The organism is Saccharothrix sp. 6-C (genome assembly GCF_016695385.1).
Classification (GTDB): domain Bacteria; phylum Actinomycetota; class Actinomycetes; order Mycobacteriales; family Pseudonocardiaceae; genus Actinosynnema; species Actinosynnema texasense.
On sequence record NZ_CP064192.1, the window covers coordinates 6,352,469 to 6,377,886 of the forward strand.

Annotated in this window: 25 protein-coding genes; 12 read left to right on the forward strand and 13 right to left on the reverse strand. The window is 72.9% G+C overall.

The annotated features are described in order from the left end of the window. Positions 1–10 precede the first annotated feature (10 nt). Positions 11–2,131, reverse strand: a complete 2,121-nt coding sequence (locus IOD16_RS26640; RefSeq protein WP_201436577.1) for a molybdopterin oxidoreductase family protein — start codon at positions 2,129–2,131, stop codon at positions 11–13. Positions 2,132–2,211: 80 nt separating this feature from the next. Further along, entirely contained in the window at positions 2,212–4,986 is a 2,775-nt protein-coding gene (locus tag IOD16_RS26645) for an ATP-binding protein (RefSeq protein ID WP_201436578.1), read from the reverse strand. A 117-nt stretch (positions 4,987–5,103) separates the two neighbouring features. Here IOD16_RS26645 and IOD16_RS26650 point away from each other — a divergent pair, with 117 nt between their 5' ends. Next, a complete protein-coding gene (locus IOD16_RS26650) occupies positions 5,104–6,297 on the forward strand; it encodes a serine hydrolase domain-containing protein (RefSeq protein WP_201436579.1) in 1,194 nt (397 codons plus the stop codon). Here the strand turns inward: IOD16_RS26650 and IOD16_RS26655 are convergent. Beyond that, positions 6,294–6,926, reverse strand: coding sequence for a TetR/AcrR family transcriptional regulator (locus IOD16_RS26655; RefSeq protein ID WP_170185275.1), 633 nt, complete (start codon positions 6,924–6,926; stop codon positions 6,294–6,296). The two genes, IOD16_RS26650 and IOD16_RS26655, sit on opposite strands and share 4 nt — an antisense overlap. Before the next feature lie 114 nt (positions 6,927–7,040). Here IOD16_RS26655 and IOD16_RS26660 point away from each other — a divergent pair, with 114 nt between their 5' ends. Next, positions 7,041–8,024, forward strand: coding sequence for a PHP domain-containing protein (locus tag IOD16_RS26660; RefSeq protein WP_201436580.1), 984 nt, complete (start codon positions 7,041–7,043; stop codon positions 8,022–8,024). On the opposite strand, the gene IOD16_RS26665 is transcribed toward IOD16_RS26660, so the two are convergent. After that, positions 7,987–9,039 carry a radical SAM protein gene (locus tag IOD16_RS26665; protein ID WP_201436581.1) on the reverse strand — a complete coding sequence of 351 codons (1,053 nt, stop codon included), beginning with the start codon at positions 9,037–9,039 and terminating at the stop codon, positions 7,987–7,989. The genes IOD16_RS26660 and IOD16_RS26665 overlap by 38 nt on opposite strands. 212 nt (positions 9,040–9,251) lie before the next feature. On the opposite strand from IOD16_RS26665, the gene IOD16_RS26670 reads away from it, so the two are divergent. From IOD16_RS26670 to IOD16_RS26685, 4 genes are all read left to right on the forward strand, one after another. Then, positions 9,252–9,893 carry a sensor histidine kinase gene (locus tag IOD16_RS26670; protein WP_201436582.1) on the forward strand — a complete coding sequence of 214 codons (642 nt, stop codon included), beginning with the start codon at positions 9,252–9,254 and terminating at the stop codon, positions 9,891–9,893. A 6-nt stretch (positions 9,894–9,899) separates the two neighbouring features. Beyond that, positions 9,900–10,574: a response regulator gene (locus IOD16_RS26675; RefSeq protein ID WP_201436583.1), complete on the forward strand. Its 675-nt coding sequence runs from the start codon at positions 9,900–9,902 to the stop codon at positions 10,572–10,574. Between the two features lie 66 nt (positions 10,575–10,640). Beyond that, on the forward strand, positions 10,641–11,267 hold the full coding sequence (locus IOD16_RS26680) for a helix-turn-helix transcriptional regulator (protein WP_201436584.1): 627 nt from the start codon (positions 10,641–10,643) through the stop codon (positions 11,265–11,267). A 497-nt stretch (positions 11,268–11,764) separates the two neighbouring features. Then, positions 11,765–12,433 (forward strand): NPCBM/NEW2 domain-containing protein, encoded by a 669-nt coding sequence (locus tag IOD16_RS26685; RefSeq protein ID WP_201436585.1) that lies wholly within the window; start codon positions 11,765–11,767, stop codon positions 12,431–12,433. A 95-nt stretch (positions 12,434–12,528) separates the two neighbouring features. On the opposite strand, the gene IOD16_RS26690 is transcribed toward IOD16_RS26685, so the two are convergent. From IOD16_RS26690 to IOD16_RS26715, 6 genes are read right to left on the reverse strand one after another with little or no spacing between them, the layout of a single operon-like run. Then, positions 12,529–13,821, reverse strand: coding sequence for an ABC transporter substrate-binding protein (locus IOD16_RS26690; protein WP_201436586.1), 1,293 nt, complete (start codon positions 13,819–13,821; stop codon positions 12,529–12,531). A 13-nt stretch (positions 13,822–13,834) separates the two neighbouring features. Continuing rightward, the gene (locus tag IOD16_RS26695; RefSeq protein ID WP_123746382.1) at positions 13,835–14,935 is read right to left on the reverse strand and encodes a branched-chain amino acid ABC transporter permease; all 1,101 of its coding nucleotides are present in this window, start codon (positions 14,933–14,935) and stop codon (positions 13,835–13,837) included. Continuing rightward, complete coding sequence (locus IOD16_RS26700) at positions 14,932–15,819, reverse strand: branched-chain amino acid ABC transporter permease (RefSeq protein ID WP_123746381.1); 888 nt, start codon at positions 15,817–15,819, stop codon at positions 14,932–14,934. The genes IOD16_RS26695 and IOD16_RS26700 overlap by 4 nt, the downstream gene beginning before the upstream one ends. After that, on the reverse strand, positions 15,816–17,669 hold the full coding sequence (locus IOD16_RS26705; protein ID WP_201436587.1) for an AMP-dependent synthetase/ligase: 1,854 nt from the start codon (positions 17,667–17,669) through the stop codon (positions 15,816–15,818). Before IOD16_RS26705 ends, IOD16_RS26700 begins: the two co-directional genes overlap by 4 nt. Continuing rightward, positions 17,666–18,469, reverse strand: a complete 804-nt coding sequence (locus IOD16_RS26710) for an ABC transporter ATP-binding protein (RefSeq protein WP_236594402.1) — start codon at positions 18,467–18,469, stop codon at positions 17,666–17,668. The genes IOD16_RS26705 and IOD16_RS26710 overlap by 4 nt, the downstream gene beginning before the upstream one ends. Further along, on the reverse strand, positions 18,466–19,251 hold the full coding sequence (locus IOD16_RS26715) for an ABC transporter ATP-binding protein (RefSeq protein ID WP_201436588.1): 786 nt from the start codon (positions 19,249–19,251) through the stop codon (positions 18,466–18,468). Before IOD16_RS26715 ends, IOD16_RS26710 begins: the two co-directional genes overlap by 4 nt. A gap of 210 nt (positions 19,252–19,461) precedes the next feature. On the opposite strand from IOD16_RS26715, the gene IOD16_RS26720 reads away from it, so the two are divergent. The 4 genes from IOD16_RS26720 to IOD16_RS26735 all read left to right on the forward strand — a co-directional run bounded on the left by IOD16_RS26720 (position 19,462) and on the right by IOD16_RS26735 (position 22,194). Further along, complete coding sequence (locus tag IOD16_RS26720; RefSeq protein ID WP_123746377.1) at positions 19,462–19,824, forward strand: ATP-binding protein; 363 nt, start codon at positions 19,462–19,464, stop codon at positions 19,822–19,824. Further along, complete coding sequence (locus IOD16_RS26725; protein ID WP_201436589.1) at positions 19,821–20,567, forward strand: SigB/SigF/SigG family RNA polymerase sigma factor; 747 nt, start codon at positions 19,821–19,823, stop codon at positions 20,565–20,567. The genes IOD16_RS26720 and IOD16_RS26725 overlap by 4 nt, the downstream gene beginning before the upstream one ends. A gap of 49 nt (positions 20,568–20,616) precedes the next feature. Further along, positions 20,617–20,985 carry a hypothetical protein gene (locus tag IOD16_RS26730; RefSeq protein ID WP_236594403.1) on the forward strand — a complete coding sequence of 123 codons (369 nt, stop codon included), beginning with the start codon at positions 20,617–20,619 and terminating at the stop codon, positions 20,983–20,985. 285 nt (positions 20,986–21,270) lie between these two features. After that, positions 21,271–22,194 carry a baeRF2 domain-containing protein gene (locus IOD16_RS26735; protein ID WP_201436591.1) on the forward strand — a complete coding sequence of 308 codons (924 nt, stop codon included), beginning with the start codon at positions 21,271–21,273 and terminating at the stop codon, positions 22,192–22,194. A gap of 279 nt (positions 22,195–22,473) precedes the next feature. Here IOD16_RS26735 and IOD16_RS26740 read toward each other — a convergent pair whose 3' ends face one another. Next, on the reverse strand, positions 22,474–23,436 hold the full coding sequence (locus tag IOD16_RS26740) for a DNA topoisomerase IB (RefSeq protein WP_236594404.1): 963 nt from the start codon (positions 23,434–23,436) through the stop codon (positions 22,474–22,476). 99 nt (positions 23,437–23,535) lie between these two features. On the opposite strand from IOD16_RS26740, the gene IOD16_RS26745 reads away from it, so the two are divergent. Beyond that, on the forward strand, positions 23,536–24,120 hold the full coding sequence (locus IOD16_RS26745) for a glutamate-cysteine ligase family protein (protein ID WP_236594405.1): 585 nt from the start codon (positions 23,536–23,538) through the stop codon (positions 24,118–24,120). Continuing rightward, a complete protein-coding gene (locus IOD16_RS26750) occupies positions 24,110–24,538 on the forward strand; it encodes an STAS domain-containing protein (protein WP_123746373.1) in 429 nt (142 codons plus the stop codon). The genes IOD16_RS26745 and IOD16_RS26750 overlap by 11 nt, the downstream gene beginning before the upstream one ends. A gap of 11 nt (positions 24,539–24,549) precedes the next feature. On the opposite strand, the gene IOD16_RS26755 is transcribed toward IOD16_RS26750, so the two are convergent. Both IOD16_RS26755 and IOD16_RS26760 read right to left on the reverse strand, forming a co-directional pair. After that, positions 24,550–24,900, reverse strand: coding sequence for a hypothetical protein (locus tag IOD16_RS26755; protein ID WP_123746372.1), 351 nt, complete (start codon positions 24,898–24,900; stop codon positions 24,550–24,552). 72 nt (positions 24,901–24,972) lie between these two features. Continuing rightward, a complete protein-coding gene (locus IOD16_RS26760) occupies positions 24,973–25,401 on the reverse strand; it encodes a nucleoside deaminase (protein WP_201441587.1) in 429 nt (142 codons plus the stop codon). Positions 25,402–25,418 lie beyond the last annotated feature (17 nt).

The window sequence follows — 25,418 nt, forward strand, 5'->3', positions numbered from 1 at the left end:
GCGGTGCTCCTCACTGGGCTGCGGAAGGGGTGACGCGCACGTGGACGCCGTTGAGCACCGCGGTGCCGGACAGCGGGTCCACGGCCAGGTCGTCGGTGAGCAGGTTGACGTTGACGCCGGGGTGGGCGCGCGCGGTGGCCAGTCGCGTGCCGGGCCGGTCGTGGCCCCAGCCGTGCGGCAGGCTGACCACCCCGGCGGCCAGGTCGGCGCTGACCTCCACGGTCGCCTCGACCTCGCCGACCCGTGACGTCACCCGCGCCAGGCCGCCGTCCTCGAGCCCCAGCCGCGCGGCGTCGTCCGGGTTGACCACCAACGTGCACAGCTGCTTGCCCTTCACCAGCGCGGGCACGTTGTGCAGCCACGAGTTGTTCGACCGCAGGTGCCGCCGCCCGACCAGGACCAACCCGTCGACGGGCGCCCGCAACGCCGCCGACACGCGCGGCACGTCGGCCACGATCGGCTCGGGGCACAGCTCGATCCGCCCGGACGGCGTGCGCAGGACCTCCGGGACCCGGCTCGTCAGCGGGCCGAGGTCGACGCCGTGCGGTCGGGAGACGAGGTCGTCCACCGACAGCCCGTACGCCCCGGCCCTCAGCCGCGCGTCCAGCAGGCGTTCCTCGCGGGTGCGCTGCGACCCGCCCGACAGGCCCGCCAGCGCGTCGAGGTCGGCGTCCGCCCCGAGACCGGCCAGGATGCCGGTCAACCGCAGCAGGATCTCGCCCTCGTCCCGCTCGTCCGGGCCGAGCGGCACCGGCGCGGGCGAGTACTTCGCCACGTTGCGCACCGTGAACGACAGGAACGCCAGGTCGTAGTGGGCGCGCCGGCTGGGCGGCGGTGGCGGCAGGATGACGTCGGCGTGCCGCGTCGTCTCGTTGAGGTACGGGTCGACCGACACCATGAAGTCCAAAGTGGACAAGGCCGCGTCCAACCGGGCCGAGTTCGGCACCGACAGCGCCGGGTTGCCCGCGACCGTGACCAGCGCCCGGACCTGCCCGGCGCCGGGCGTCTCGATCTCGTCGGCCAGCGTGACCACGGGCAGCTCCCCCGCCACCTCGGGCAACCCGCGCACCCGACTGCGCCACCGGCCCGTGGTGAACCCCTTGCCGCTGCCCGTGCCCCGCTTCATGTGCGCGGGCATCGGGAACATCGCCCCACCGGGTCGGTCGAGGTTCCCGGTCAGGACGTTCAGCACGTCCACCAGCCAGCTGGCCACCGTGCCGAACTCGACCGCCGTCGTGCCGATCCGCCCGTACACCGCCGCCCGGGACGCCGACGCGAGCCGGTGCGTCAACGCCCGGATCTCCTCGGCGCCGATGCCGCAGCGCGACGCCACCGCCTCGGGCGTGAACGGCAGGCTGAGCTCCCGCACCCCCTCCACGCCGGTCACGTGCGGCGCGAGCGCCTTCAGGTCTACCAGCGACGCGGCGAACAGCTCGTTCACCATCGCCAGCAGCAGGAACACGTCCGTGCCGGGCACGATCGGCAGGTGCCGGTCGGCCGCCGCCGCCGTGCGGCTGCGGCGCGGGTCGACCACCACGAACGCCCCGCCGCGCCGGCGCAACGCCTTCAGCCGTCCCGGCGCGTCCGGCACCGTCCAGAGGCTGCCGTTGGAGGAGAACGGGTCCGCGCCCAGCAGCAGCAGGAAGTCCGTCCGGTCGATGTCCGGCACCGGGATCGAGTAGATCCCGCCGAAGAGCAGCCCGGACGACACGTGCTTCGGCATCTGGTCGACGGTGGCGGCGGTGAAGAAGTTGCGCGACCCCAGCGCCTTGCGCAGGCCGCCCGCGTACAGCCCGCCGGCCAGCGAGTGCACCGTCGGGTTGCCCAGGTACATCGCCACCGCGTCCCGGCCGTGCTCGCCGATGATCGCGCTCAGCCGCTCGTCGACCAGGGCGAACGCCTCACCCCACGACACCGGCTCGAACGACCCGCCCCGACGGGCGAGCGGTCCGCCCAGCCGGTCCGGGTCGGCGTCCAACGCGCCCAACGAGGCGCCCTTCGGGCACAGGAACCCGCCGCTGAACCCGTCCTGCCGGTCACCCCGGACAGCCGTGATCCGATCGTCCTCGATCGTCAGCTCCAGCCCGCAGGTCGCCTCGCACAGCGGACATGTCGTGAACGCGGTGCGCATACGCCTCCTCAACCGGACCCGCCACGCCACCCATCCGACCCGCCCCGGTTACCACCGGGTAAGTCCGGCTTCCACAACAACTAAGAACGGCCGTCCAGGACCCTCGCCAGCTCCAGCCGCGACGACACCCGCAGCTTCGCGTAGATCCGCGACAGGTACACCTCGATCGTGCGCGGGCTGTAGTGCAGCGCCGCCGCGATGTCCCGGTTGCGCATCCCCTGCTGCACCAGCCGCGCCACGTTCTCCTCCGCCGCCGTCAGCACCCCCGGCGCACGCCCCCGCGCCCTCGGCACCTTCGCGCCCAGCTCCTTCAGCCGCCCGCCGGCCTGCCGGCGCAACCCGTGCGCACCGACCCGCTGGAACACCGCGTAGGCCTCGAGCAGCTCCTCCACCGCCGACCCGTCCACCTGCCCCAACGCCAACTGCCCCCGTGCCCTCTCGAACACCAGCCCGCCGACCTCGGCTTCGCGCACCGCCTCGCGCAGCACCGCGCCGTCCCGCTCGACCAGGCCGATCGCCCGCCGCACCGCGGTGCGGCTCCAGGGCGCCACCCGGTCGGCCGCCACCACCCGCAGCCTCCCCAGCACCCGCCGCGCCTCGTCCACCCGACCGGCGGCGAGGTCCAGCTCGACCAGCCGGCCCAGCAACGCGCAGCTGTACGCCGACATCCCGTCGTCGTCGACCGCCCGCACCAGCACGGTCCGCGCGCCCTCCGCGTCACCCCGCGCCGCCAGGTACCCGGCCATCGCCAGCGCGTGCAGCCGGGACATGTTGGGGCTGCTCGGCGCGGCCAGCGCCGCCAGCCGCGCGGCCACGTCCAGCTCGCCCCGCCAGGTGCGCACCTCCAGCTCGATCGCGCGCAGCCCGTCCAACATCAGCAGCTCCTGCCGCGACTCCAGCTCCGCCGCGGCCCGACCCACCCGCTCCAGGCAGGCGTCCCACGCGCCGCCGAACCAGTCCAGCGCCACCCGCGCCATCTCCAGCTCGCCGCGGAACGCGTGCCCGCCCGCCCGTTCCCGCAGCTCCTCGGCCCGGCGCAGCCGCCACGACGCGTCGTGCACCAGGCCGGCCAGCGCCCCGGTGGACGCGCTCACCGCCAGCGCCTGCAACTCCAGCGCGGGCTGGCCGGCCGCCGAGGCCAACGACCGGTTCGCGTAGTCGACCGTCTTGTCGTGCCGGAACAGCATCGACGTGAGGACCGCCAGCCGGTCGAACACCACCACGCCCTCGGCGGCCGACGTCAACGGCATGGCCTCGATCCGCTCGGCGGCGGCCAGCGCCTCCGCGTGCCGCCCGGTGAACACCAACAACAACGCCCGCTGCGCGTGCATCGCCGCCGGTGCGTCGCCGGCCGCCAGCTCCGCGTCCGCGAGCCGCAGCGCCTCCGCGAACCGGCCCACCAGGAACATGCTGCTCAGCACCACCACCGCGCACCGCGACCGGTCCGCGCCGGGCGGCAGCGCCGCCAACGCCGCCAGGCCGGGCCCGATCGCCGCGCCGGGCCGTGACGCGTGCGCCAACGCCCGGCACTGCGAGGCCAGCAACCCGGCCCGTTCCGGGGCGGCCACCGGCAGCAGCTCCAACGCCCGCGCGCACAACGCCGCGGCCGTCTCCGGCGCGGTCGTGCGGTTCGCCGCGGCGGCCTGCGCCATCACCCGCACCGCCCGCAGGTCACCCGGCGGCGCGGACTCGGCCAGGTGCCAGGCCAGCTCCATCTCGTCGACCGCCAGCCCGCGCGCCCGGTCGTCCAGCAGCCGGGCGCTGATCAGGCTGTGCAGGTGGCGGCGCTGCGCGGGCCCGATCTCCTGGTACAGCGCCTCGCCGACCAGCGCGTGCGAGAACCGGTAGCCCCGGTCCTCCTCCCGCACCACGATGTGCGCCCGCAGCAGCCCGTCGAACGCGTCGACCACCGTCTCCTCGGGCAGCGACGACACGCGTGCCAGCAGCCCGATCTGGTCCAGCCGCACCCGCCGGAAGATCGACACGGCGCGGGCGACGGCCCTGGTGTCCCGGTCCAGCGGCGCGACCCGCCGCAGCACCGCCTCGCGCCTGGTCAGCCGGATCGCCGACGGCGACACGGTGAGCCGGGCCCGGTCGCCGTCCACCGCGACCAGGTCCAGCTCGCGCAGCGACCGGGCGATCTCCACCGCGAAGAACGGGTTGCCGTCCGCCCGCTGGTGCACCTCGTGGGCCAGGCCGTCGTCCACCGGCGTGCCCAGCACGGTCGCCACGATTTGGGCCACGTCGCCGCCGCTCAGCGGGGCCAGCCGCACCCGGACCACGTCGGCGTGCCGTTCGAGCCGGTCCAGCAGCTCCTCGACGCCGGGGTTGCGGTGGTGCTCGCGCACCGCCGTGACCAGCGCCAGCGGCGCGGCCGTGACCCGGCGCAGCACCACGGCGAGCAGGGCCAGCGAGTCGTCGTCCACCTGGTCGACGTCGTCCAGCACGAGCGCGGCGGGCCGTTCGGCGGTGAGCCCGGTCAGCGCCCGCGCGACCAGCTCGCACGACCGCCCGAACCAGGTCGCGTCCGGCGCCGCCGTCAGGTCGAGCGCCTCCAGCGCCGCGCGCACCTCGCCCGACGCCGGTCCCGCCCCGGCCACCGACCGCAGCGCCGCGGCCACCGCCGCGTACGGGATGCGCCTGCTGACGTCGTCGGACTCGGCGGCGGCGACGGCGCACCCCCGGTCACGCAGCCGGCGGCCCACCTCGGCCAGCAGGCTGGACTTCCCGATCCCGGGCTCGCCCGACACCACGACCGCCACCACCCCGGCCGCGGGCACGCGCCCGACCGCGTCGAACACGGCCGCCAACTCGGCCTCCCGGCCGACGAAGGGCCGGCCGACCAAAGACGACAACAGGCGACCTCCCGCCGTCGGAGCGGCCACCACCCTACCGACTGAGGAATCCCTACTCACGTGCGGCCGCTCGCGGTGGTGGCATGGGCGGCACACGGAACCGCACCTGGAGGGTCGATGACGGTCGAGGGGACTTGCGCCGACGGGTTCGCCGAAGTCCGCGCCGAGTTCGAGCGCAACTTCGCCGAGCGCGGCGAGGTCGGCGGTGGCGTGCACGTGACGCTCGACGGCGAGACGGTGGTCGACCTGTGGGGCGGCGACGCGGGTGGGCGGGCGTGGACGGAGGACACGATCACGCACGTGTGGTCCTGCACGAAGGGCGCGACCGCGTTGTGCGCGCACGTGCTGGCGTCACGGGGCGAGCTGGACCTGGACGCGCCCGTCGTGCGCTACTGGCCGGAGTTCGGGCAGAACGGCAAGGCGGACGCGCTGGTGCGGCACCTGCTGGCGCACCAGGCGGGGTTGGCCGCGGTGCGCGAGCCGGTCCCGCCGGGCGGGATGGGCGACTGGGAGCTGATGACCGGCCTGCTGGCGCGGCAGGAGCCGTTCTGGGCGCCCGGCACGCGGCACGGCTACCACGCGTTGACGTTCGGGCACCTGGTCGGCGAGGTGGTCCGGCGGGTGTCCGGTCTGCCGCTGGCCGAGTTCTTCGAGAAGGAGGTGTCCGGTCCGCTGGGGCTGGACTTCTGGCTGGCGCTGCCCGAGGACCTGGAGCCGCTGGTCGCGCCGACCATCCCGGCCGAGCGGGGCGAGGCGCTGCCGAGCGTGTACGCGGCCGCGATGGGCACGCCCGGGTCGATGCAGGCGCTGCTGGTGGGCAACTCCGGCGGGTACGTCGCCGCGTCGGACACCCCGGCGGCGCACGCGGCGCAGTACGGCTCGGTCGGCGGGATGAGCAACGCGCGCGGCCTGGCGCAGCTGTACCGGCCGCTCGCGTCGGGCGGCGAGTACAACGGGGTGCGGCTGGTGGACGAGGCCCAGGTCCCGGTCATGTCGGGGGTGGTGTCGGCCGGGTTCGACGAGATGCTGCTCGCGCCGACCCGGTTCTCGCTGGGCTTCGCGAAGGCCGTCGGCAACCTGCACATGCCCGCCGTGGAGCGCGGCGCGCTGATGTCGGAGGACGCGTTCGGGCACTCCGGGATGGGCGGCTCGCTGGGGTTCGCCGACCCGGGCGCGCGGATGTCGTTCGGCTACGCGATGACGCGGATGGGGCCGGGTGTGGGCGTCAACGCGCGCGGACAGTCCCTTGTGGACGCCGTCTACCGCTCCCTGGGCTACCGGCAGGCGCCGAACGGCGTCTGGTTCTCCTAGGCGCCGAGGCCGTAGACCGAGCGCAGCCAGACGCACGTCAGGGTGTCGACCAGCTCGCGGTCCCGCGCCGCCGACCGGCGGGACCGCGACCGGCTCAGGAAGGCCTGCTCGTTCATCGCCACCAGCACCCCCGCCAGCGACTTGGCGTCCGGGCCCGGCGGCGCGACGCCCGCTTCCCGCTCCAGCTCGATCCGGGACGCGGTCGCCTCGACGAACCGGCGGGCGACACCGGTCCAGAACTCGCGCATCAGCGGGTCGGTGTCGCGCGCACGCACGGCCGCGCGCAGCACCGGCCCGTGCTTGCGCCACAGCGCGAGGCTCGCGCCCAACGCCCGCCGGATCGAGTCCTCGGGCGGTTCGCTGCCGCGCCGCAGCCACGACGACGCCGCCTCGTAGAGCGCGTCGAGGACGCCGCCCGACAACGCGTGCAGCACCGCTTCGCGCGACGCGAAGTGGAAGTAGAACGTCGACCGCGAGATGCCCGCCCCCGAGGCCAGCTCGTCGACCGCGATGTCGTCCAGGGAACGGGTTTGCAGCAGCCGTTCGGCGGTGTCGAGGATCGCCTGCGAGGTGAGGTCGCCCTTGCTGGGCCTGCGTCGCGACCCGACCGTGCCGGCACGTGGGGACATGGCGGACATCCTCGGTTCCGGGCAGGTGCGCCCGCAAGGTTTTCGCGGGCAACGCCGCCAAGTCGAGAGAAGGTTGACGCGCACCACCGCGCCGGTCGGGGTAGACAATGGGGTGTGGATCCGCTCTGGGCACTGCGACAGGTGGCGTTCCAGCTCGAACGCGCCGGTGAACCCACGTACCGCGTCCGGGCCTTCCGCAAGGCCGCCGAGGTGCTGGCGGCGTTGCCGGACGGCGAGGTGGCGCGCCGGGTCGCGGCGGGCACGCTGACCGACCTGCCCGGCATCGGGAAGGCCACCGCCGGCGTGATCGCGGACGCCGCGGCCGGGCGCGAGCCGACCTACCTGAGCCGGTTCCGCGAGCCGGTGGTGGGCGGGCAGGCGCTGCGGGCGCTGCTGAAGGGCGACTGCCACACGCACTCCGACTGGTCCGACGGCGGCAGCCCGATCCGCGAGATGGCCGAGACCGCGCGCGACCTCGGGCACTCGTGGATGGCGCTGACCGACCACTCCCCCCGGCTCACCGTGGCCAACGGGCTGTCCGCCGACCGGCTCCTGGAGCAGCTGGACGTGGTGGCCGAGCTGAACGCCGAGCTGGCGCCGTTCCGGATCCTGACCGGCATCGAGGTCGACATCCTGGACGACGGCTCGCTCGACCAGCGGCCCGAGCTGCTGGCGCGGCTGGACCTCGTGGTCGCCAGCGCGCACTCGAAGCTGCGGATGGCGGCGCCGGAGATGACGCGGCGGATGGTGGCCGCCGCCGCCAACCCGCACGTCGACGTGCTCGGGCACTGCACGGGACGGCTGGTGGTCGGCAAGGGACGGCCGGAGTCGACGTTCGACGCGGAGGCGGTGTTCTCGGCGTGCGCCGAGCACGGCACCGCGGTGGAGGTCAACTCGCGGCCGGAGCGCCGCGACCCGCCCGGCAGGCTGCTGCGGCTGGCGGTCGAGCTGGGGTGCACGTTCGCGATCGACAGCGACGCGCACGCGCCGGGGCAGCTGGACTGGCTGTCGTTCGGCTGCGAGCGGGCCGAGGAGTGCGGCGTCACCCCGGACCGGGTGATCAACACCCTGGAGGCGGCGGAGCTCCTGGCCCGCTGACCGGCGCCCGCCAACGGCCCGCGGTGGCCGGGCGTTGGGTCCTCGACGCGCGGACCAGGTGGCCGTACCACGGGATCAGCGGCCCGGTCCGGCCGTCGACCAGGCGTTGCCACGTGGCGCGGCACAGGGCGAGGAACGGCCCGGCGTCCCAGTAGCGGGCCAGTTCCGCCAGCGGCCGGCTCTGGACGTTGCCCAGGCCGTAGCGGCGATCGAAGCCGTAGGCCACCGGCACCGCCGCGCCGTTCGCCTCGACCACCAGCGGGGTGAGCCAGCGGCCCAGGGGTTGCGCTTCGTCCACCGGCACGGCCATGAACGCCTCCGGTTTGCGGGTCAGCATGGTGCGCGGCACCGCGTCCAGCTGGACGGCCACGCCGTGCTCCTCCGCGATGCGGCCCAGCTCCACCGCCGCGTACGCCAGCTCGACGGCGTCCGGGCGTTCGCCGGCCATCAACCTGTTCGCGGCGCCTTCGGGTTCCAGCGGGTGCACCTGGAGCAGCAGGGCGCCCGACTGGACCGCGGCCAGCGCGACATCACCCAGTTGGGTCGCATTCCCCTGGGTCAACGTGGTGATCACGCCGACCGGGATGCCGGCTTCGGTGAGCCTGCGGATGCCGGCCAGCGCCTTCTCGTAGCACCCCTCCTGGTCGCGGATCCGGTCGTGCGTGGCGCGGTCGCCGTCCAGCGACACGGCCACCAGGTCGACCAGCCCGCGCACCAGGCCGATGCGGCGCTGCGTCAACGCCACCGCGTTCGTGGTCACGGTGGTCCGCATGCCGGCCTCGCGGGCGGCGCGCAGCAGCGCGGGCAGTTCCGGGTAGAGGAACGGCTCACCGCCGGAGACGTTCAGCACGTCGTAGCCCAGCGCGGCCGCGTCCCGCACCACGGCCGACAGCACGGAGATGGGGATGGCCTCGGCGACGTCCGGGCCGGAGCTGGAGTAGCAGTGCAGGCAGCGCAGGTTGCACAGCCTGGTCGGGTGGACCTGCAGGACCGCCCGGCCACTCGTCTGGCCCATTTCCACCCTCCAGGTGCTCGATATCCCTATGGAGGGAGCTAGAGGCGCGGTGATACGTCGAGCCGTCAACACTCTTCGCCGTCATTCCCTCCAAAGTGGGAACCTCGTCGTGAGGTGAAACGGCCTGTGACGGCACGGCGACTCTCCATACGGGCGAGGCGGCCGGCGTCACGACGCGGCAGCCCGCGTGCTCAACCACGGGGGAGGGGACCATGCGCCGCGAGTTCATCGTTCCCGACGACGACGACGCCGCCGCCGAGGCGAGGCGCGGGTTGCTGCGGGACCTGCACGACGGCCTCGGTCCGGCGCTGGCGGCGATCGCGCTCGGGCTGCGCGCGGCGCGGCACCTCGCCGCCCACGACCCGGCCTCGGTCGGTCCGCTGCCGGCCCGGCTGGAGGACGAGGCGCACGCCGCGGTCGACGACGTCCGCCGCCTGGCATCGGGCTCCTGCCCGGCGGTGCTGGCGCGGCTCGGCCTGGCCGGGGCGGTGCGGGCGCACGTCGCCTCGTTGGCCGACCGGCACCCGGTGCGGGTGGACGTGCGGTGCGCGGACGTGCCGGACCTGCCGGTGCGCGTGCAGGTGGCGGCGTACCGGATCGTCTGCGAGGCGTTGACGAACGTGGTGCGGCACGCGGGCGCGCGGCACTGCTCGGTGCGGCTGAGGTTCGACGGCCGCCTGCACGTCGAGGTGGTGGACGACGGCATGGGCCTGGCGCCGGGCCGAGGGGGCGGCGTCGGCCTCGGTTCGATGCGCGACCGCGCCCGCGAGGTCGGCGGCACCTGGCGGGCGGAGCACGCCGCCGCGGGCGGCACCCGGGTCGCGGCGGAGCTCCCGCTCGCGGGCGGGGCGTGAGCCGGCGTGCCGGCGCTGCGGGTGCTGGTCGTGGACGACCACCCGCTCTTCCGGTACGGCCTGGCCGCCGCCCTGGCCGCCGCGCCCGACACCCTGGTGGTCGGCGAGGCGTCCGGCGGCGGGACGGCGGTGTCGATGGCCGCCGCGCTGCACCCGGACGTGGTGGTGATGGACCTCAACATGCCGGACCTGGGCGGGGTGGAGGCGACGCGCCGGATCGTGGCGCGCGACCCGGGCGTCAAGGTGCTGGTGCTGACCATGTTCGACGACGACGAGTCGGTGTTCGCGGCGATGCGCGCGGGCGCGCTCGGCTACCTGCTCAAGGCGTCCCGGCCGACGCAGGTCGTGCGCGCGGTGCGGTCCGTCGGCGAGGGCGAGGCGATCTTCAGCCCGGCGATCGCGGCGCGGTTGCAGGCGTACTTCGGCAGCGCGCCGCGCGAGCGGGCGGAGGCGTTCCCGGAGCTGACCGCGCGGGAGCGGGACGTGCTGCGGCTGATGGCCGGCGGCCGGGGCAACACCGCGATCGCCCGGTCGCTGGTGCTCAGCCCGAAGACGGTGCGCAACCACGTGTCGAACATCCTGCGCAAGCTGCACGTGGCCGACCGCGCGCAGGCCGTGTCCCGGGCGGAGCGGGCCGGTCTGGGCGGGGACCCGGGACAGGTCGGGACGGTGCGCCCGTAGTGCCGGGACGCGGCGGGCCGCCACGATGGCGGTGGCACACCGGGGGCACGAGGCGGGAGCACGGAGATGAACGCGCACCAGCAGATCGCGGTCGTCCTGCACGCGACGGACGCCATCACCAGGGCCGGCGTGACCGCGGCGTTGCGGCCGCGGCCCGAGATCCGGTTGGTCGGGCCGGACGAGCGGGCGCCCGTGGCGCTGGTCGTGCTGGACCGGCTGGACGGCGAGGCGCAGGCGCTGCTGCGCCGGTTGCAGGCGCCGGGCGGCGCGGGCATCGTGCTGGTGGCGGGCGACATCGCCGACCAGGAGCTGCTCACCGTGGTCAGCAGCGGCGTGTCCGCGGTGATCCGCCGCGGTGACGCCACGGCGGACGCGTTGGTGCGCTTGGTGAAGGCCACCGCGGCGGGCCACGGCGCGCTCCCGGCGGACCTGCTCGGCCGGCTGCTCGACCGGGTGTCGCGGGTGCAGCGCACCGTGCTCGACCCCCACGGCTGGAGCATGGCGGGCATGTCGGACCGGGAGACCGAGGTGCTGCGGCTGATCGCGGACGGCTTCGAGACCCGCGAGATCGCCGAGAAGCTGTGCTACTCGCAGCGCACCGTCAAGAGCATCCTGCACGACATCACCAACCGGTTCCAGCTGCGCAACCGGGCGCACGCGGTGGCGTACGCGTTGCGCGAGGGCCTGATCTGACGCGCACGCCGGGCGGCACCCGGCCGGCGCCCACCTCGGCGGCGCGAACGGCATCACCACGTCCACGGCGAACTCGTCCACCAGGTCGCCGGTGTTGCGCACGACGACCGTGCGGGTGACGTCTTCGCCGGGGCCACGGCCAAGCCGGTGGCGGACAGCGCCGCGGTTGCGCCCATGGGTGGAATCCTCCGGCGGTCGGACCCGTCCCGGCAGTGGCGCAAGGGCGGGACGGGGTGCGTCCGGCGTTGCCCCGACGACCGTGCGGCAGGCGTTCCCCCCGGGGCAGCGCCGACTGCCCGTGCGGGCGGCGGCCGGCCGCGAATTGCGTCCCGTCACCGTTCCACCGCAATCGTGCGGATTACTCGTGAAACTACTCGCATTGACGTTTCCCGACGTGCGTCGGGCGAATCGGTGTTAGCGTGCTCCGCCCGTCGACGAATTGTCCGGCGGTTTCGTCCCGAGTTCGGCTCACGTCTTGGACCGAAGGGGTCACCGACATGGATGACCAGGACCCGACCAGCGCGCCCGTGCGCCGCAAACCGGGATCGGCGGTCTGGCTGTCGGCCGCGGGCGTCGCCGTGCTGGCAGTGGGGATCGTCATCGGCAGCACGTTCGACGCCGAGCCCGCCACCCCGGTCGGCGCGAGCACGACCACGTCACCGCAGGTCGAGACGTCGACAGTGGTGGCCTCGGCCCCGGAGAGCGTCGCCGCGGGGAGACCGGGCGCCGTCTGGCTGGCCGACCTGCCGCCGGTCGACAGCAGCTCGATCGACGACATGTACGTCGAGAGCCCGTGGACGGCCGCCCCCGCGAAGGTGCGGGGCGTGACCTACTCGAAATCCGTTTCCGCCACCGGGGCGTGGTGTTCGGCGGCCCAGCTCACCTTCGCGTTGAACGGCGAATACGACCGGTTCACCGCCCAGGTCGCCATCGCGGACGATTCATTGATGACGAAAGAACTGGACTTCTACGTGCTGGTCGACGACCGCCGCGTGACCGAAGTCCCGGACACCGGCCCCACCCCGCGACCGGTGGACCTCGCCGTCACGGGCGCACGCCTGCTGACCATCGGCATCGAGCCGCCGTCGGCGGACCGCAGCGACTGCCCGGGACCGGAACGCGTCGGTGTCTGGGCCGACCCGGCCCTCACCCCCGCCGCCGGGTGATCGGCCCGGACGCGGCGGTCGGCGGCCCGTGAACGGCGGCACCCCGGCCGCGACGAGCGCGACCGGGGTGCGTCGGATCAGGTGGGTCGGGGAGATCAGGTGTAGCAGGGCTTCTCGAACTTGAAGTCCTTCGCCGTCGTCCCGGTGAAGAAGTCCTCCACCAGGCCGACCCCGGTCGCCGCCTGCTCGTCCGGCTTGTAGATCAGCGTCTGCCGGAACGCGGAGTCGTTCGCGTTGCCCGCGAAGTTGCCCGCGCCGTCGGGCAGCATGCCCTCGTAGTCCACCGAGTTCAGCTGCCGCACGGCCGCGAGCACACCGGCCCGGGTCAGGTCCTTGTTGGCGGCCGCCTTCTCCAGCGCCGCCTTCAACGGGTAGGACCACACCCAGCCGGCCGTGTAGCCGTCGTTCGGCGTCACGCTCGGCAGGGCTTCGCGCAGCGCCTTGTGGCCCGGCGTGTCCGTCGCCCACGACTTCCACGGCGCCGACTGCAGGTAGAGCGCCTTGATCGCGGGCGCCGCCGGGCTCTGCATCAGGCCCTGGTTCCACGTCGGCGACGTGCCGATGAACTTGCCCTTGAACCCGCGCGCCGCCGTCTGGCCGATGATCACCGCCGCGTCGGTCGGCCCGGTCGTCAGGATCACCACGTCCGGCTTGCTCGCCAGCACCGCGTCGATCGCGCCGCCCTGGTTGTCCTGGCCGGTCTGGGTGACCGCGTTGGAGAACGTCAGGCCGCGCTTCTCCGCCGCGATCTTCGCGCCCGCCGCCGCGTCGTCGCCGTAGTCGCCGGGCAGGTGCACGGCCATCACGCTCTTCGCGCCGAGCTTGTCCGCCGCGTAGTCGACCGAGTTCATCGACTCGACGCAGTAGTTCGCGCCCGACTCCAGGACGACTTCCTCCACGCCCCACAGCGACGTCCACGACGCCGGCACGCCGACCATCTGCGTGCTCTCCAGGTCGGGGAGGATCGCCGCGGTCGTCGGCGAGCCCAGGGTCTGCGCCAGGGCCAGGATCTTGCCCTTCATCTCCTGGTAGACCTGGTTGTGGATCTGCGGGTTGTACTTGTTGTCCTTGACGTAGGAGGTCACGTCGACGTCGTAGCCGCCGATGCCGCCCTTGTCGTTGACGCGCTTCCAGAACGCCTTCTGCGACTCCGTGATCGGCACCGCGAGCGTCTTGAACGGCCCTTCGGTCAGGTCGGAGATCGACCCGAGGTAGATGCAGCCCCGGTCACTGTGGCCGGTGTCCGGGCACGGCTCGCTGGTCACGCCGAAGTCGACCTTGATACCGCCCTTGCCCTCCTGCGGGGCCGCGCCGTCGCCGCCGCGGCACGCGACGGCGGCCAGCGCCACCACGGAGAGCACCGCGAGCACCGCTCTGTGACTTGCCATCCCATCCACCCTTTCAGTACGAGAAAGGCCACGTGCGCCAGTAGTTGCGGACGCGCACCCAGATACCGAACAGGCCACGTGGCTCCACGATCAGGAACACCACGATCAGCAGCCCGTAGAGGACCGCCTCGACCTGGAACACCGTGACCGCACCGGTCGCGTCTGCGCTGATGAACGGCAGCACCGTCGGGAGTTCCCGGGTGATGCGCGGCAGCAGCGTGATGAACAGCGCGCCCATGATCGCGCCGGAGATGGTGCCCGCGCCGCCGATGAGCACCATGGCGATGTACTGCACCGACAGCAGCAGGCCGAACGAGCCGGGGTCGAAGAACCCGTTGACCACGAACAGCAACGAGCCCGCCACGCCGGCGTAGAACGACGACACGGCGAACGCGAGCGCCTTGTACCGGGTCAGGTCGACGCCGATCACGGCCGCCGCGAGGTCCCGGTCGCGCACCGCCGCGAACGCCCGCCCGATCCGCGACCGCACCAGGTTGCGCGCCAGCACCGCGAAGATCACCAGCAGCACGAACATCAGCAGGTACAGCTGCTGGGGCCCGCTGAAGAACTCCGACGGCCGGTCCAGCCGCACGCCGAACAGCTCCGGCACCGCCGCCGGCCGGCCCACGCCGGGACCGCCGGTCAACGACGTCCACTCGCGGAAGACGTGCTCCCCGAGGAACACCAGCCCCAGCGTCACGATCGCCAGGTAGAGACCCCGCAACCGGACCGCGATCGGCGCCACGACCAGTCCCGCCAACCCCGCCACCAGCCCGGACGCCAGCAGCCACACGGGCAGCGACGTCACGCCGAACCCGAGCACCCGCCCGTCGGGGTCGCCGGAGAGCGCCGCGCCCGTGTACGCGCCGATGGCCAGGAAGAACGCGTGCCCCAGCGACACCTGCCCGGCGTACCCGGTCGCGATGTTCAGCCCGATCGCGCCGATCGCCGCCACGAACCCGGTGGCCAGCAGCATCAGCAGGTCGTCGGTGATGGCGAACGGCACCAGCAGCGCCACCACCACCAGCGCCCCCGTCCACGTCCGCTTGGGGCGCGTGTTGAGGAACGCCATGTCCTGCGCGTAGGAGGTGTAGAGCTCCGGACGACCCTTCACAGGCGTTCCACCTCCTTGCTGCCGAACAGCCCGTAGGGCCGCACCAGCAGCACGACCAGCATCAGCACGTACGGCGCGACCAGCGCGAAGTTCGGGCCCAGCCACGGCGCCACGTCACCCTGGTAGGTGCCGACCAGCGACTCCACCACCCCGACCGCCAGCCCGCCGACGACCGCGCCGCCCAGCGAGTCCAGCCCGCCGAGGATGATCGCCGGCAACGCCTTCAGCGCGATCACCCACAGCTGCTGGTCCACGCCCGCGCCGGTCGCCACGAACACCCCGGCCAACGCGGCCAGACCACCCGCGATGGCCCACGACAGGGCGAACACCGAGCCGACCGAGATGCCCTGCGCCAGCGCGACCTCCTGGTCGTAGGCGACCGCCCGCATCGCCAGCCCGACCCGGGAGAACCGGAAGAACGCGAACAGCACCGCGACCACGACCACCGTGGTGCCGAACATGACCAGGTACCGCTGCTGCACCTCGACGCCGAGCAGCGTCGCCGTCGACAACCCCCACGGGTCGCCGACCTGCCGCACGTCCAGCCCGATGAACGCGTTGGTCACCACGCGCACCACCACGTCCACGCCGATGGTGATGATCGCGACCACGAACACCGGCTTGCCGATCATCGGCCGCAGCACGGTCCGCTCCACGCCCAGCGCCAGCACGGCGATCAGCACCGCCGCGATCGGCACGGCCGCGAAGAAGCCGACTTCCGCGGCCAGGTAGCTGACCAGCACCGCGCCCGCCAGCATGAACGCCGGCTGCGCGAAGCTGATCACCCTGGTGGACTTGTAGATGATGACGAAGCCCAGCGCCAGCAGCGCGTAGATCGACCCGGAGCCGAGGCCGCGGATCAGCGATTGCAGGAACTCGGTCATCCGCGACCCCCGGCGTACATGTCGTCGACGAGCTCGCCGAACACCTCGGCCAGCGCCGACCGCTTCACCTTCTGCGTCGCGGTCAGCTCGCCGTCCTCGTGGTCGAGCTCCTTGGGCAGCATCCGGAACTTCTTGACCTGCTCCACGGTGGCGAACCGCTCGTTGACCCGCGTCACGATGTCCTGCACCAACTCGCGCACCTCGTCCTTCTCCGCGAGGTCGCGGTAGGTGGTGTAGGTGATCCGGCGCTGCCGGGCCCAGTGGCCGACGGTGTCCTGCTCGATGCCGATCAGCGCCACCAGGTAGGGGCGCCGGTCGCCGAGCACGACCGCCTCCTTGATGTACGGCGACGACTTCAGCGCGTTCTCGACCTCGGACGGCGCCACGTTCTTGCCGCCCGCGGTGATGATGATGTCCTTCATCCGGTCGGTGATCCGCACGTGCGTGCCGTCGACCCACTCGCCGACGTCGCCGGTGCGCAGCCAGCCGTCCGGGGTCGTCGCCCGCCGGGTCGCGTCCTCGTCGCGCCAGTAGCCCGCGAACACGCCCGCGTGCCTGGTCTGGATCTCGCCGTCGTCGGCGATCCGCAGCTCCACGCCGGGGTGCGGCTCGCCGACGGTGCCGACCTTCACCCGGCCGGGCCGGTTGCCGGTGGCGACGGCGGTGTTCTCGGTCATCCCGTACACCTCGTGCATCGGCACGCCGATGCCCATGAAGAACCGCAGCACCTGCGGCGAGATGGGCGCGGCGCCCGACGACGCGTACCGGACGTGCCTCATGCCGATCCGCGCCTTCAACGCGCGGAAGCACAACAGCCAGCCCACCCCGTACTTCAGCCGGGTCGCGACGGTGTGCCGGCCGCCGTTGCGCACGAGCTGCTCGCCCAGGCCGTCGGCCACGCGCAGCCAGAACCGGGTGGTGGCCCGCTTGAGCCGGGTGGCGCTGGAGGCGTTGATCGTGATGGCCGCCAGCACCTTCTCCCAGATGCGCGGCACGCCGAACAGGATCGTCGGCTGCACCTCGCGCAGGTTCGCCTGCACCGTCTCGATGGACTCGGCGAAGTGCACCTGCACCCCGGCCGACGCGCTGAACCAGGTGGTGAAGATGCGTTCGGCGACGTGGCACAGCGGCAGGTACGACAGCGTGATGTCCTTGGGCGACGGTGGCGGGTCGGTGAACCCGCCGCCCTCGATCAGCGACTCGACCGCGAACTCGACGTTCGCCACGGTGAGCATCGCGCCCTTGGGCGGCCCGGTCGTGCCGGAGGTGTAGATCAACGTCATCACGTCGTCCGGTTCGACCTCGCGCATCCGGTGCGCGACCGCGTCCGGGTGGTGCGCGCGGTGTTCCGCGCCCATCGCCAGGAAGTCGTCCCACGACAGCAGCTTCGGGTTGTCGTAGCGGTGCCGGATGCCGCGCGGCTCGATGTAGACGATCCGTTCGAGGTCGGGCAGGGCGTCCAGCACGGCCAGCGCCTTGTCCACCTGCTCCTGGTCCTCGGCGATGAGCACGCGTGCCGCGGAGTGCGACAGGAGGTAGGCGACCTCGGCGGCCGGGTTCGTCGGGTACAGGCCCACGGTGACCGCGCGCACGGCCACCGCGCCGACGTCGGCGTAGAGCCACTCGCGGCGGTTCTCCGAGCCGATCGCGACCCGGTCGCCGGCGTCGACGCCGAGCGCCAGCAGGGCGTGGCCGACCAGCTCGGCCTGCGCCCAGTACTGCGACCAGGTGACCTCGCGCCAGATGCCGAAGTCCTTGGCCCGCAACGCCACCGCGTCCGGGGTGCGGGCGGCCCGGTCGCGGATGCGGGTCACCACGGTGGTGAGCCCGGTGGTGGTGGCCGCGGTCATGCCGCACCTCCCACGCCCTGGTGCGCCTCGCCGAGGTAGGCGCGCACGACGTCCGGGTCCTGCTGCACCTCGGCGGGCGTGCCGGTGCGGATCGGCTTGCCGAAGTCGAGCACCATCACCCGGTCGGCGAGGTCCATCACCAGGCCCATGTCGTGCTCGACCATGATCATCGCGATGCCGAGCTCGTCGCGGACGTCGAGCACGAACCGCGCCATGTCCTCGGTCTCCTCGACGTTCATGCCGGCCACCGGCTCGTCCAGCAGCAGCACCTTCGGTTCCATCGCGAGCGCGCGCCCGAGCTCCACGCGCTTCTGCACGCCGTAGGGCAGCAGGCCCACCGGCAGGCGTCGCCACTGCTCCAGCTCGAGGAAGTCGATGACCTCCTCCACGGCCTCCCGGTTGGCCAGCTCCTCGCGCCGGGCCCGGCCGACCCACGCGAACGCGGCCAGCGCCCCGTACCGCATGTGGTTGTGCCGGCCGAGCATCAGGTTCTCGACCACGGTGAGGTGCGCGAACAGCTCGATGTTCTGGAACGTCCGGGCGATGCCCATGGCGGCGATCTTGTGCGGGCGCCTGCCGAGCACCTCCTCGCCCCGGAACCGGACCGAGCCCTGCTGCGGCCGGTAGACGCCGGACAGCACGTTGAAGATCGACGTCTTGCCCGCGCCGTTGGGGCCGATGATGGCGAACAGCTCGCCCGCGGCGACGTGGAACGACACGCCGTCCACGGCGGTGACGCCGTCGAACGCCAGCCGCACGTCCCGCACTTCCAGCACGTTGCCCTCGTCGGGGGTGCTCACGACAACCACCGCTTCCGCCGCTTGTAGTGCTTCACGTCGCGGAACGACTGCGCGGTGGCCTCGCCGCGCAGGCCCAGGTAGAACTCGCGCACGTCCTCGTCGGCCAGCAGCGCGGCGGCCGGCTTGTCCATCACGACCTTGCCGGTCTCCAGCACGTAGCCGTGGTCGGCGATGGACAGCGCCATGGTCGCGTTCTGCTCGACCAGCAGCACCGTCGTGCCCGTCGCGTTGATCTTCACGATGAGGTCGCGGATCTGCTGGACCATGAGCGGGGCCAGGCCGAGGCTCGGCTCGTCCAGCAGCAGGTAGCGCGGCTCGGACATCAGCGCCCGGCCGATGGACAGCATCTGCTGCTCGCCGCCGGACAGGTAGCCGGCGCTCTGCCGCCGCCGTTCGCACAACCGGGGGAACAACTCGTACATCCGGTCCAGGTTCTGCTTGACGCCGCGCGGCCTGCTGTGGCCGCCGATGCGCAGGTTCTCCTCGACCGTCAGCTCGGCCAGGATGCGCCTGCCCTCCAGCGCCTGCTTCACGCCGAGCGACGCGATGCGCGTCGGCGAGGAGCGGTGGATGGGTTCGCCGTCCAGGGTGATCCCACCGCGGGTGATCTTGCCGTCGTGCACGTCGAGCAGGCCGGACAGCGCCCGCAGCAGCGTCGTCTTGCCCGCTCCGTTCGCGCCGAGCAGGGCGACGATCCGCCCCTCCGGAACCCTCAGGCTCACGCCGCGCAGCACCAACATCACGTCGTCGTAGACCACCTCAAGGTTGTTCGCCTCGAGCACCAGGCGCCTCCGGGGATGTCGGGGAGGCGATCAGTATGACTCCGATCACAGGGTTACCTACCGCTGTTCGCAAACCGTGATGAACCAGCCCACGGCATGTTCGGCTTTCACGATTCTGTTGCTCAGTCCTGTGTGGACTGGTGTAGGCCACGGGGTCCGTGGGTATGCCCCCGGCGACCGCGACGAGGGTGTGAGGAGCGTTCGCCACACATGGACGACTCGGAGGTGGAACTCAGGTTGGCGGCGAAGCCCGCCCACCTCTCGGTCATCCGCGCGGTGGCCGCGGCAGTCGCCCGGCGCACCCCCGAACTGGCCATCGACCTGGTCATCGCCGTCGACGAGGCGTGCAGCGCGTTGATCTCGCGCACCCTCGACCCCTCGGCCGTGCTCCGGTGCCGGTTCGCCCGGGAAGGTGATTCCGTTCGGTTCCGCGCAGAGGTCCGGTCATCGGCCGTCACCGTCCCCGACCACGACTCGTTGTACTGGCGGGTGGTCAGCTCCGTGACCGACGCGGTGGCCACCTGGGTCGATGGGGAGGGCCGGTTGCGGGTCGAGCTGAGGTGCCGGGCATGAGCGCGGTGGACTACCAGCCGTTGTTCCACGAGTTGGCGGAAGCCGAGCGGGACGGCTCGCGCTACCAGCGGTTGCGGGACCGGCTGGTGACCGAGCACCTGCCGATGGCCAGGCACATCGCCGACCGGTTCGCCGAGCGCGGCGAGTCGGTGGAGGACCTGCGGCAGGTGGCGGCGGTCGGGCTGATCAACGCCGTCGACCGGTTCGACGTGTCGCGCGGCATCGACTTCCTGGCGTTCGCCGTGCCCACCATCACCGGCGAGGTGCGGCGGTACCTGCGCGACCAGGGGTGGGCGGTGCGCGTGCCGCGGCGGTTGAAGGAGCTGTGCGTCGCCATCGACACCGCGCGCGTGGAGCTGTCCCGGGTGTCCGGGCGCACGCCGACGCCGAGCGAGGTCGCCAGGCACCTGGGCATCGGGGTGGACCAGGTGTACGAGGGGCTGCACGCGACGTCGGCGTACCACCTGCTGTCGCTGGACGAGCAGTCGATCAACGACGAGCTGACCTACGCCGACCGCCTGATCTGCGACGACCCGGCCCTGGAAGTGGTCGAGCTGCAGCACGCGTTGGATCCGATGCTCCGCGGGCTACCCAAGAGGGAAAGACGGATCGTCGTGCTGCGGTTCTTCCGGGGCATGACGCAGAGCCAGATCGCGGACTCGGTCGGCGTGTCGCAGATGCACGTCTCACGCCTGCTGAGCCGATCACTGGCCCGGTTGCGGTCGCTGCTCGACGACGAGTAGCGGCCGTGCGCCGTCGGACCGGCGCGAGGCGAAAGGGGTGGTCGCAGTGGTGACGAGCCCGGTGGGTCTGACGTGGCCGCAGCGGACGGCCCTGATCTTGGGCGCGCTGCTGGTCGCGTGGGGCGTGGTGGACCTCGTGCGGTCCGAGCCCCGGTTGGCGGTGCTGCACCTGGTGACCGGCGTGGTGCTCGGCGCGGCGGCCGTGCGGACCCGGGTGGCACGGCTGGTCGGCGTCATGATGGGCGTCGTGTACCTGGTCGTGTTCGCGTTCGGGGTGGGCGAGCCGGGCGGCGCGATGGACGCCGGCATCGTCGGCAACGCGGTGCACCTGCTGATCGGCTTCGCCTCCGTGGGCGTCGCCGAGAGCTGCGCGTGGTGCGAACAACGCGCCCGCCGCCGCACCGCCGGCTCCGGCTGACCCCCTGACCCTCCCCAGTCCTCCCCGCTTTCCCCGCGCCTCTCCCCGGACTCCCCCGGACCCTTTCCCGGGCCTCCCCCGGACCTCCCCCCGGACCCTTTCCCGGACCTTGCCCCGGACCCTTTCCCGGATGGATCACCGGGCCGTTCCCACAACCGTCCCCGAGCAATCGGCTCAACCGGGTATTCGACGTGATGGGCGCACCTTTCTCGCGCCGGTCGACGCGGTTGCACCACCCCCCGTTCGGGTACCAACCGTGTAACCCGAACGGGGAGGACCGAACCGATGCACACGGCGAGTCTGAAAAACCTGGTCGACGTCGAGGGACCGTTCGTCTCCGTGTACCTCGACGTCGGCGACCACGTGGACCTGCGGTGGCGGGCGATGCGTGATCAACTTCAAGCCATGGGCGCCGACCCGTACCTCGTCGCGTTGGCGCACAACGCGATCGTGTCCGGCGTGACCCCGCGCGGCCTCGCCGGGCGTGGCCTGATCGTGGGCGGCGGGCGGGTGCTGGTCGACCAGTACGTCCCCGTCCCGCCGACCGGCTACACGGCCCGCTGCGGCCCGCTCCCCTACGTCCTGCCGCTGGTCGACCTGTCCGAACCCCTCCTGCCGCACGTGGTCGTGCAGGTCGGCGAGCACGGCGCGGACCTGCGCGGCGTCGACCCGACCGGCCGCCCGGTGGCCGTGGCGACGGTGGGCGCGCGCGGACCGGGCCGCCGGCTGGACGCCGCCGAACTGGCCGACGTCGCCGAGGAAGCCGCCACCCTGGTCGACCGCCTGGGCGCACCGCTGCTGGTGCTGGCCGGTCCGCTGGCCGGGCGGCGATCACTGCGGGTCGCCCTGCCGAACCGCTACCACCACCTGGTGGTGGAGGTGGAGGGGCCGCCGGACCGGGCCGTGCTGCACCTGGCCGGTCGCGCGAACCAGGACGCCCGGCGGGCGGTGGTCGAACGGTTCCGCGACGAGTCCACGCGGCTCACCGGACGCGCCGTGCACGGGCTGGTGGCGGTCAGGCAGGCGCTGGCCGAGGGCCGGGTCGACACCCTCCTGCTCACCGATGCGCTCGTCGGGTCGCAGCAGGTGGACGACGAGCGGGCCGACGAGGTGCTGCCGTTGCGCGCGGTCGAGTGCGGGGCCGAGATCGTGATCGTCGGCGGGGCGGTTCGGCTGCACGAGGACGTCGGGGCCCTGCTCCGCCAGTGACATCCCGCGGCACCGCGGCTCCGTGACACCGGCGTTCCTCAGCGAGACCCGTCCACCTCCGGCGCCCGGTGCCGGCCGGCGTCACGATGCCGGGGCTGGGGCCGGCCGGTGCGGGGTGGTTGGTGGTTGGTCGTGATGGTCGGCGGTGGTTGGCGAGGGCTCCTCATGGTTTTAACCGAGGTGCGGTAACAGCGTTTCCGTACATTTTCGGCCATTGATCACCCGATCGTGTGACCGAACGACCCGCCGGCCTGCGAAAACACGGAAAGCGAAGCTGTTTCACTTCCGCAGCATCCGCAGCACGGCGCGCTCCACTGTCCCACGATCAGCCGACTTCGCCCTGATCATCACCCCGTCGTGGTACAGCCGGACCACCCTTGGGTCGATGTAGGACTTCCGCGCCACCGCCGGGGTGTTGCCCAGGCTCTCGGAGACCTCCTTCACCACGGCCACCTCCACCCGCTGCCGGCCCCGCTTCGTCTCCGGCCGCCCTTCCCGCGCGAACGCCGCCGCCGCCAGCACCGTCGCGTGCCACGTCCGCAGGTCCTTCACCGAGAACTCGGCCCCCACCATCTCCTTGAACCGCTCGTTCACGTCGTCCGACCCGACCGCGCGCCCCCGCTGGTCGACCAGCAGCCGCTCGTCCCCGCCCCGCCCCCGCAGCAGCCCCCGGACGGCCCGCGCCAGCACCTCGTCGTCCACGACCGTGGTGAACTCGATGCCGCCCTTCGCCGGGTAGCAGAACTCCACAGTGGACCGCCGAACGGCCACGTGGGAGCACAGCAGCGTCGCCACGCCGTGGGTGCCGTTGTCCGCCGCGTACGTCTCGCCGCCGACCCGGAACACCCCGCGTTCCAGCACCGCCAACGCCACCGCCAGCACCCGCTGCCGCGACCGCCCCCGGCCTTCCAGCTCCCGCCCCAGCTCCGCCCGGAACCCCGGGAGCAGCGGCGCCAGCGCGAGCACCCGGTCGTGCTTCTCCTCGTCGCGGTCCTGCCGCCACCGCTCGTGGTAGAGGTACTGGCGGCGCCCGGCCGCGTCCGTGCCCACCGCCTGGATGTGGCCGTTCGGGTGCGGGCAGACCCACACGTCGCGCCACGCGGGCGGGATGACCAGGGACTTGACCCGCTCGACCGACCCGGCGTCCAGCGGCTCGCCGTCGGCGTCGGCGTAGCTGAACCCCCGACCGCGGGCACGCCGGCGCCAGCCGGGGCCCGACGGATCACTGCGGCGCAACCTCACAGCGCCGTGGTTCCCGGCCACGACCACGTGAAACGCCGGCGTGCGAAAGAATCTGAAACACGGTGGTTGAAACTTCGCCCGATTGGGTATGGGACCGTCATGACCGAGCCGTGGACCGTCGGGGTGGAACAGGAGTTCCTCCTCGTCGACCCCGAGACGCGCCGGCCCGTGCCGCCGGCCGACTCGGTCGCGCAGCACGCCGGTGCGGGTCATGACGTGCAGCGGGAGCTGACGCCGTTCCAGATCGAGGTCGCCACGCCGGTGTGCGAGACCACCGAGGAGCCGGCGGAGCAGGTCGTCGGCACCCGCGAGGCGGTCGTCATCGTCGAGGTCATCCGGGCGTTCGCCCGCACGGCCGCCGAGTCGGGTGAGCCCGGACGGGTGGACGACGTGATGTTGCGCGCCGCGTGCTGGCGGGCCGCGCGCGACGGCGTGGACGGCCTGGCGGTCGACCCGCGCACGGGCAACCTGGTGCCGGCCCGGGATCGGCCGGCCGAACTGGTGTCGTGGTGCGCGGACGCGCTCGGCGACGCCTCCGCGCTGTCCATTGTGGAAGATCACGTGGCCTGGTCTGGCGCGCACGGCAGCGGCGCGGCGCGCCGGCGCCGGGCTTTCGGCGGTTCGCCGGACGCGCGCGGACCGGTCGACCTGATCTTGGCTGAAACGGTCGACGATGCCCGTTGAGGTCTACCGTGGAGGATTCGACGCCGCGCCGGCGTCGCTGAATGAGAGGAGTACCGGCGTGCCAGAACCCGCGGCAACGCTCGCTTCCGTTCGGGTCGACAGACCCGCGGACGGCGTAGTGGTGCTGCACGTGTCGGGCGAGTTGGACACGAGCAGCGCTGAGGAGCTGACCAGGCCTCTCACGGAGCACCTGGTGGAGGACGTGCGAGGTGTGGTGGTGGACCTCGGCGGGGTGCGCTTCCTCGGCTCGGCCGGATTGGAGTCGCTGGTCGTCGGCAGTCAGCGGGCGAGCGGTCTCGGCGTTCCGCTGGTGCTGGTCGCGACCAGCCGGGCGACGCAGCGGCCGATCGAGGCGACCGGGCTCAGCTCGGTGTTCACCGTCGTCGGTTCCGTGGAAGAGGCCTTGAGCCGGTTCTAGGGGCGCAGGCCCTACCAGAACCGGCGGACCGTCCTGATGGCGCAGCGCACCGCCCCCACCGGGGGCAGTGCGCCTGCCGGGGGCACCACCCAGCGTGATTCGGCGGCCGGGATCCGGCGCGGCCCGTGCCAGTAGCGGACGTCCGGCGGCGGCACGTGCCGCGTCCCGGGTTCCGGGTCTGGTCTGGCGAGGAACAGCCAGCGCAGCCGGGGACCGGGGATGGCGAGGATCGGCCCGAGCGGTCCGGCGGAGCGCAGGCAGGTGCTGACCTCGGCGCCCCAGCTGGCGGGCACTTCCACCGCCACCGCGCCTTCGGCGAGCACGAAGCAAGCCAGTGATTCGTCGACGTGCCACGGTTCCATGCCCGCTGATGGTGGCGTCGGCCCGTGTCGGGATTGTGTCGCCGCACGGCGCGGCGCGTTAATCCTGGGCCGTCAGTCCTGTCCGATGTCCTCGAACCACAGCTGTGGCCGGGCGGCGATGAAGTCGGTCATCATCCCGACGCACGCCTGGTCGTCCAGCAGGGTGATCCGGACGCCGTGTTCGGCGAGCCAGTCGTGACCGCCGTGGAACGTCCGGGCCTCGCCGATCACCACGTGGGGTATCCCGAACTGGCGAACGAGCCCGCTGCAGTACCAGCACGGTGACAGCGTGGTGACCATGACCGTGTCGCGGTAGCCCGGCCGGCGGCCGGCGGCGCGGAACGCGGCGGTCTCGGCGTGGGTGGACGCGTCGTCGTCCTGCACCCGCCGGTTGTGGCCGCGGCCCAGGAGGGTGCCGTCGGCGGTGAAGAGCGCCGCGCCGATCGGGATGCCGCCTTCGGCGAGCCCGGCGCGCGCTTCGGCCACCGCCACCGCCAACATGTCCCGTGCGTCCGCGT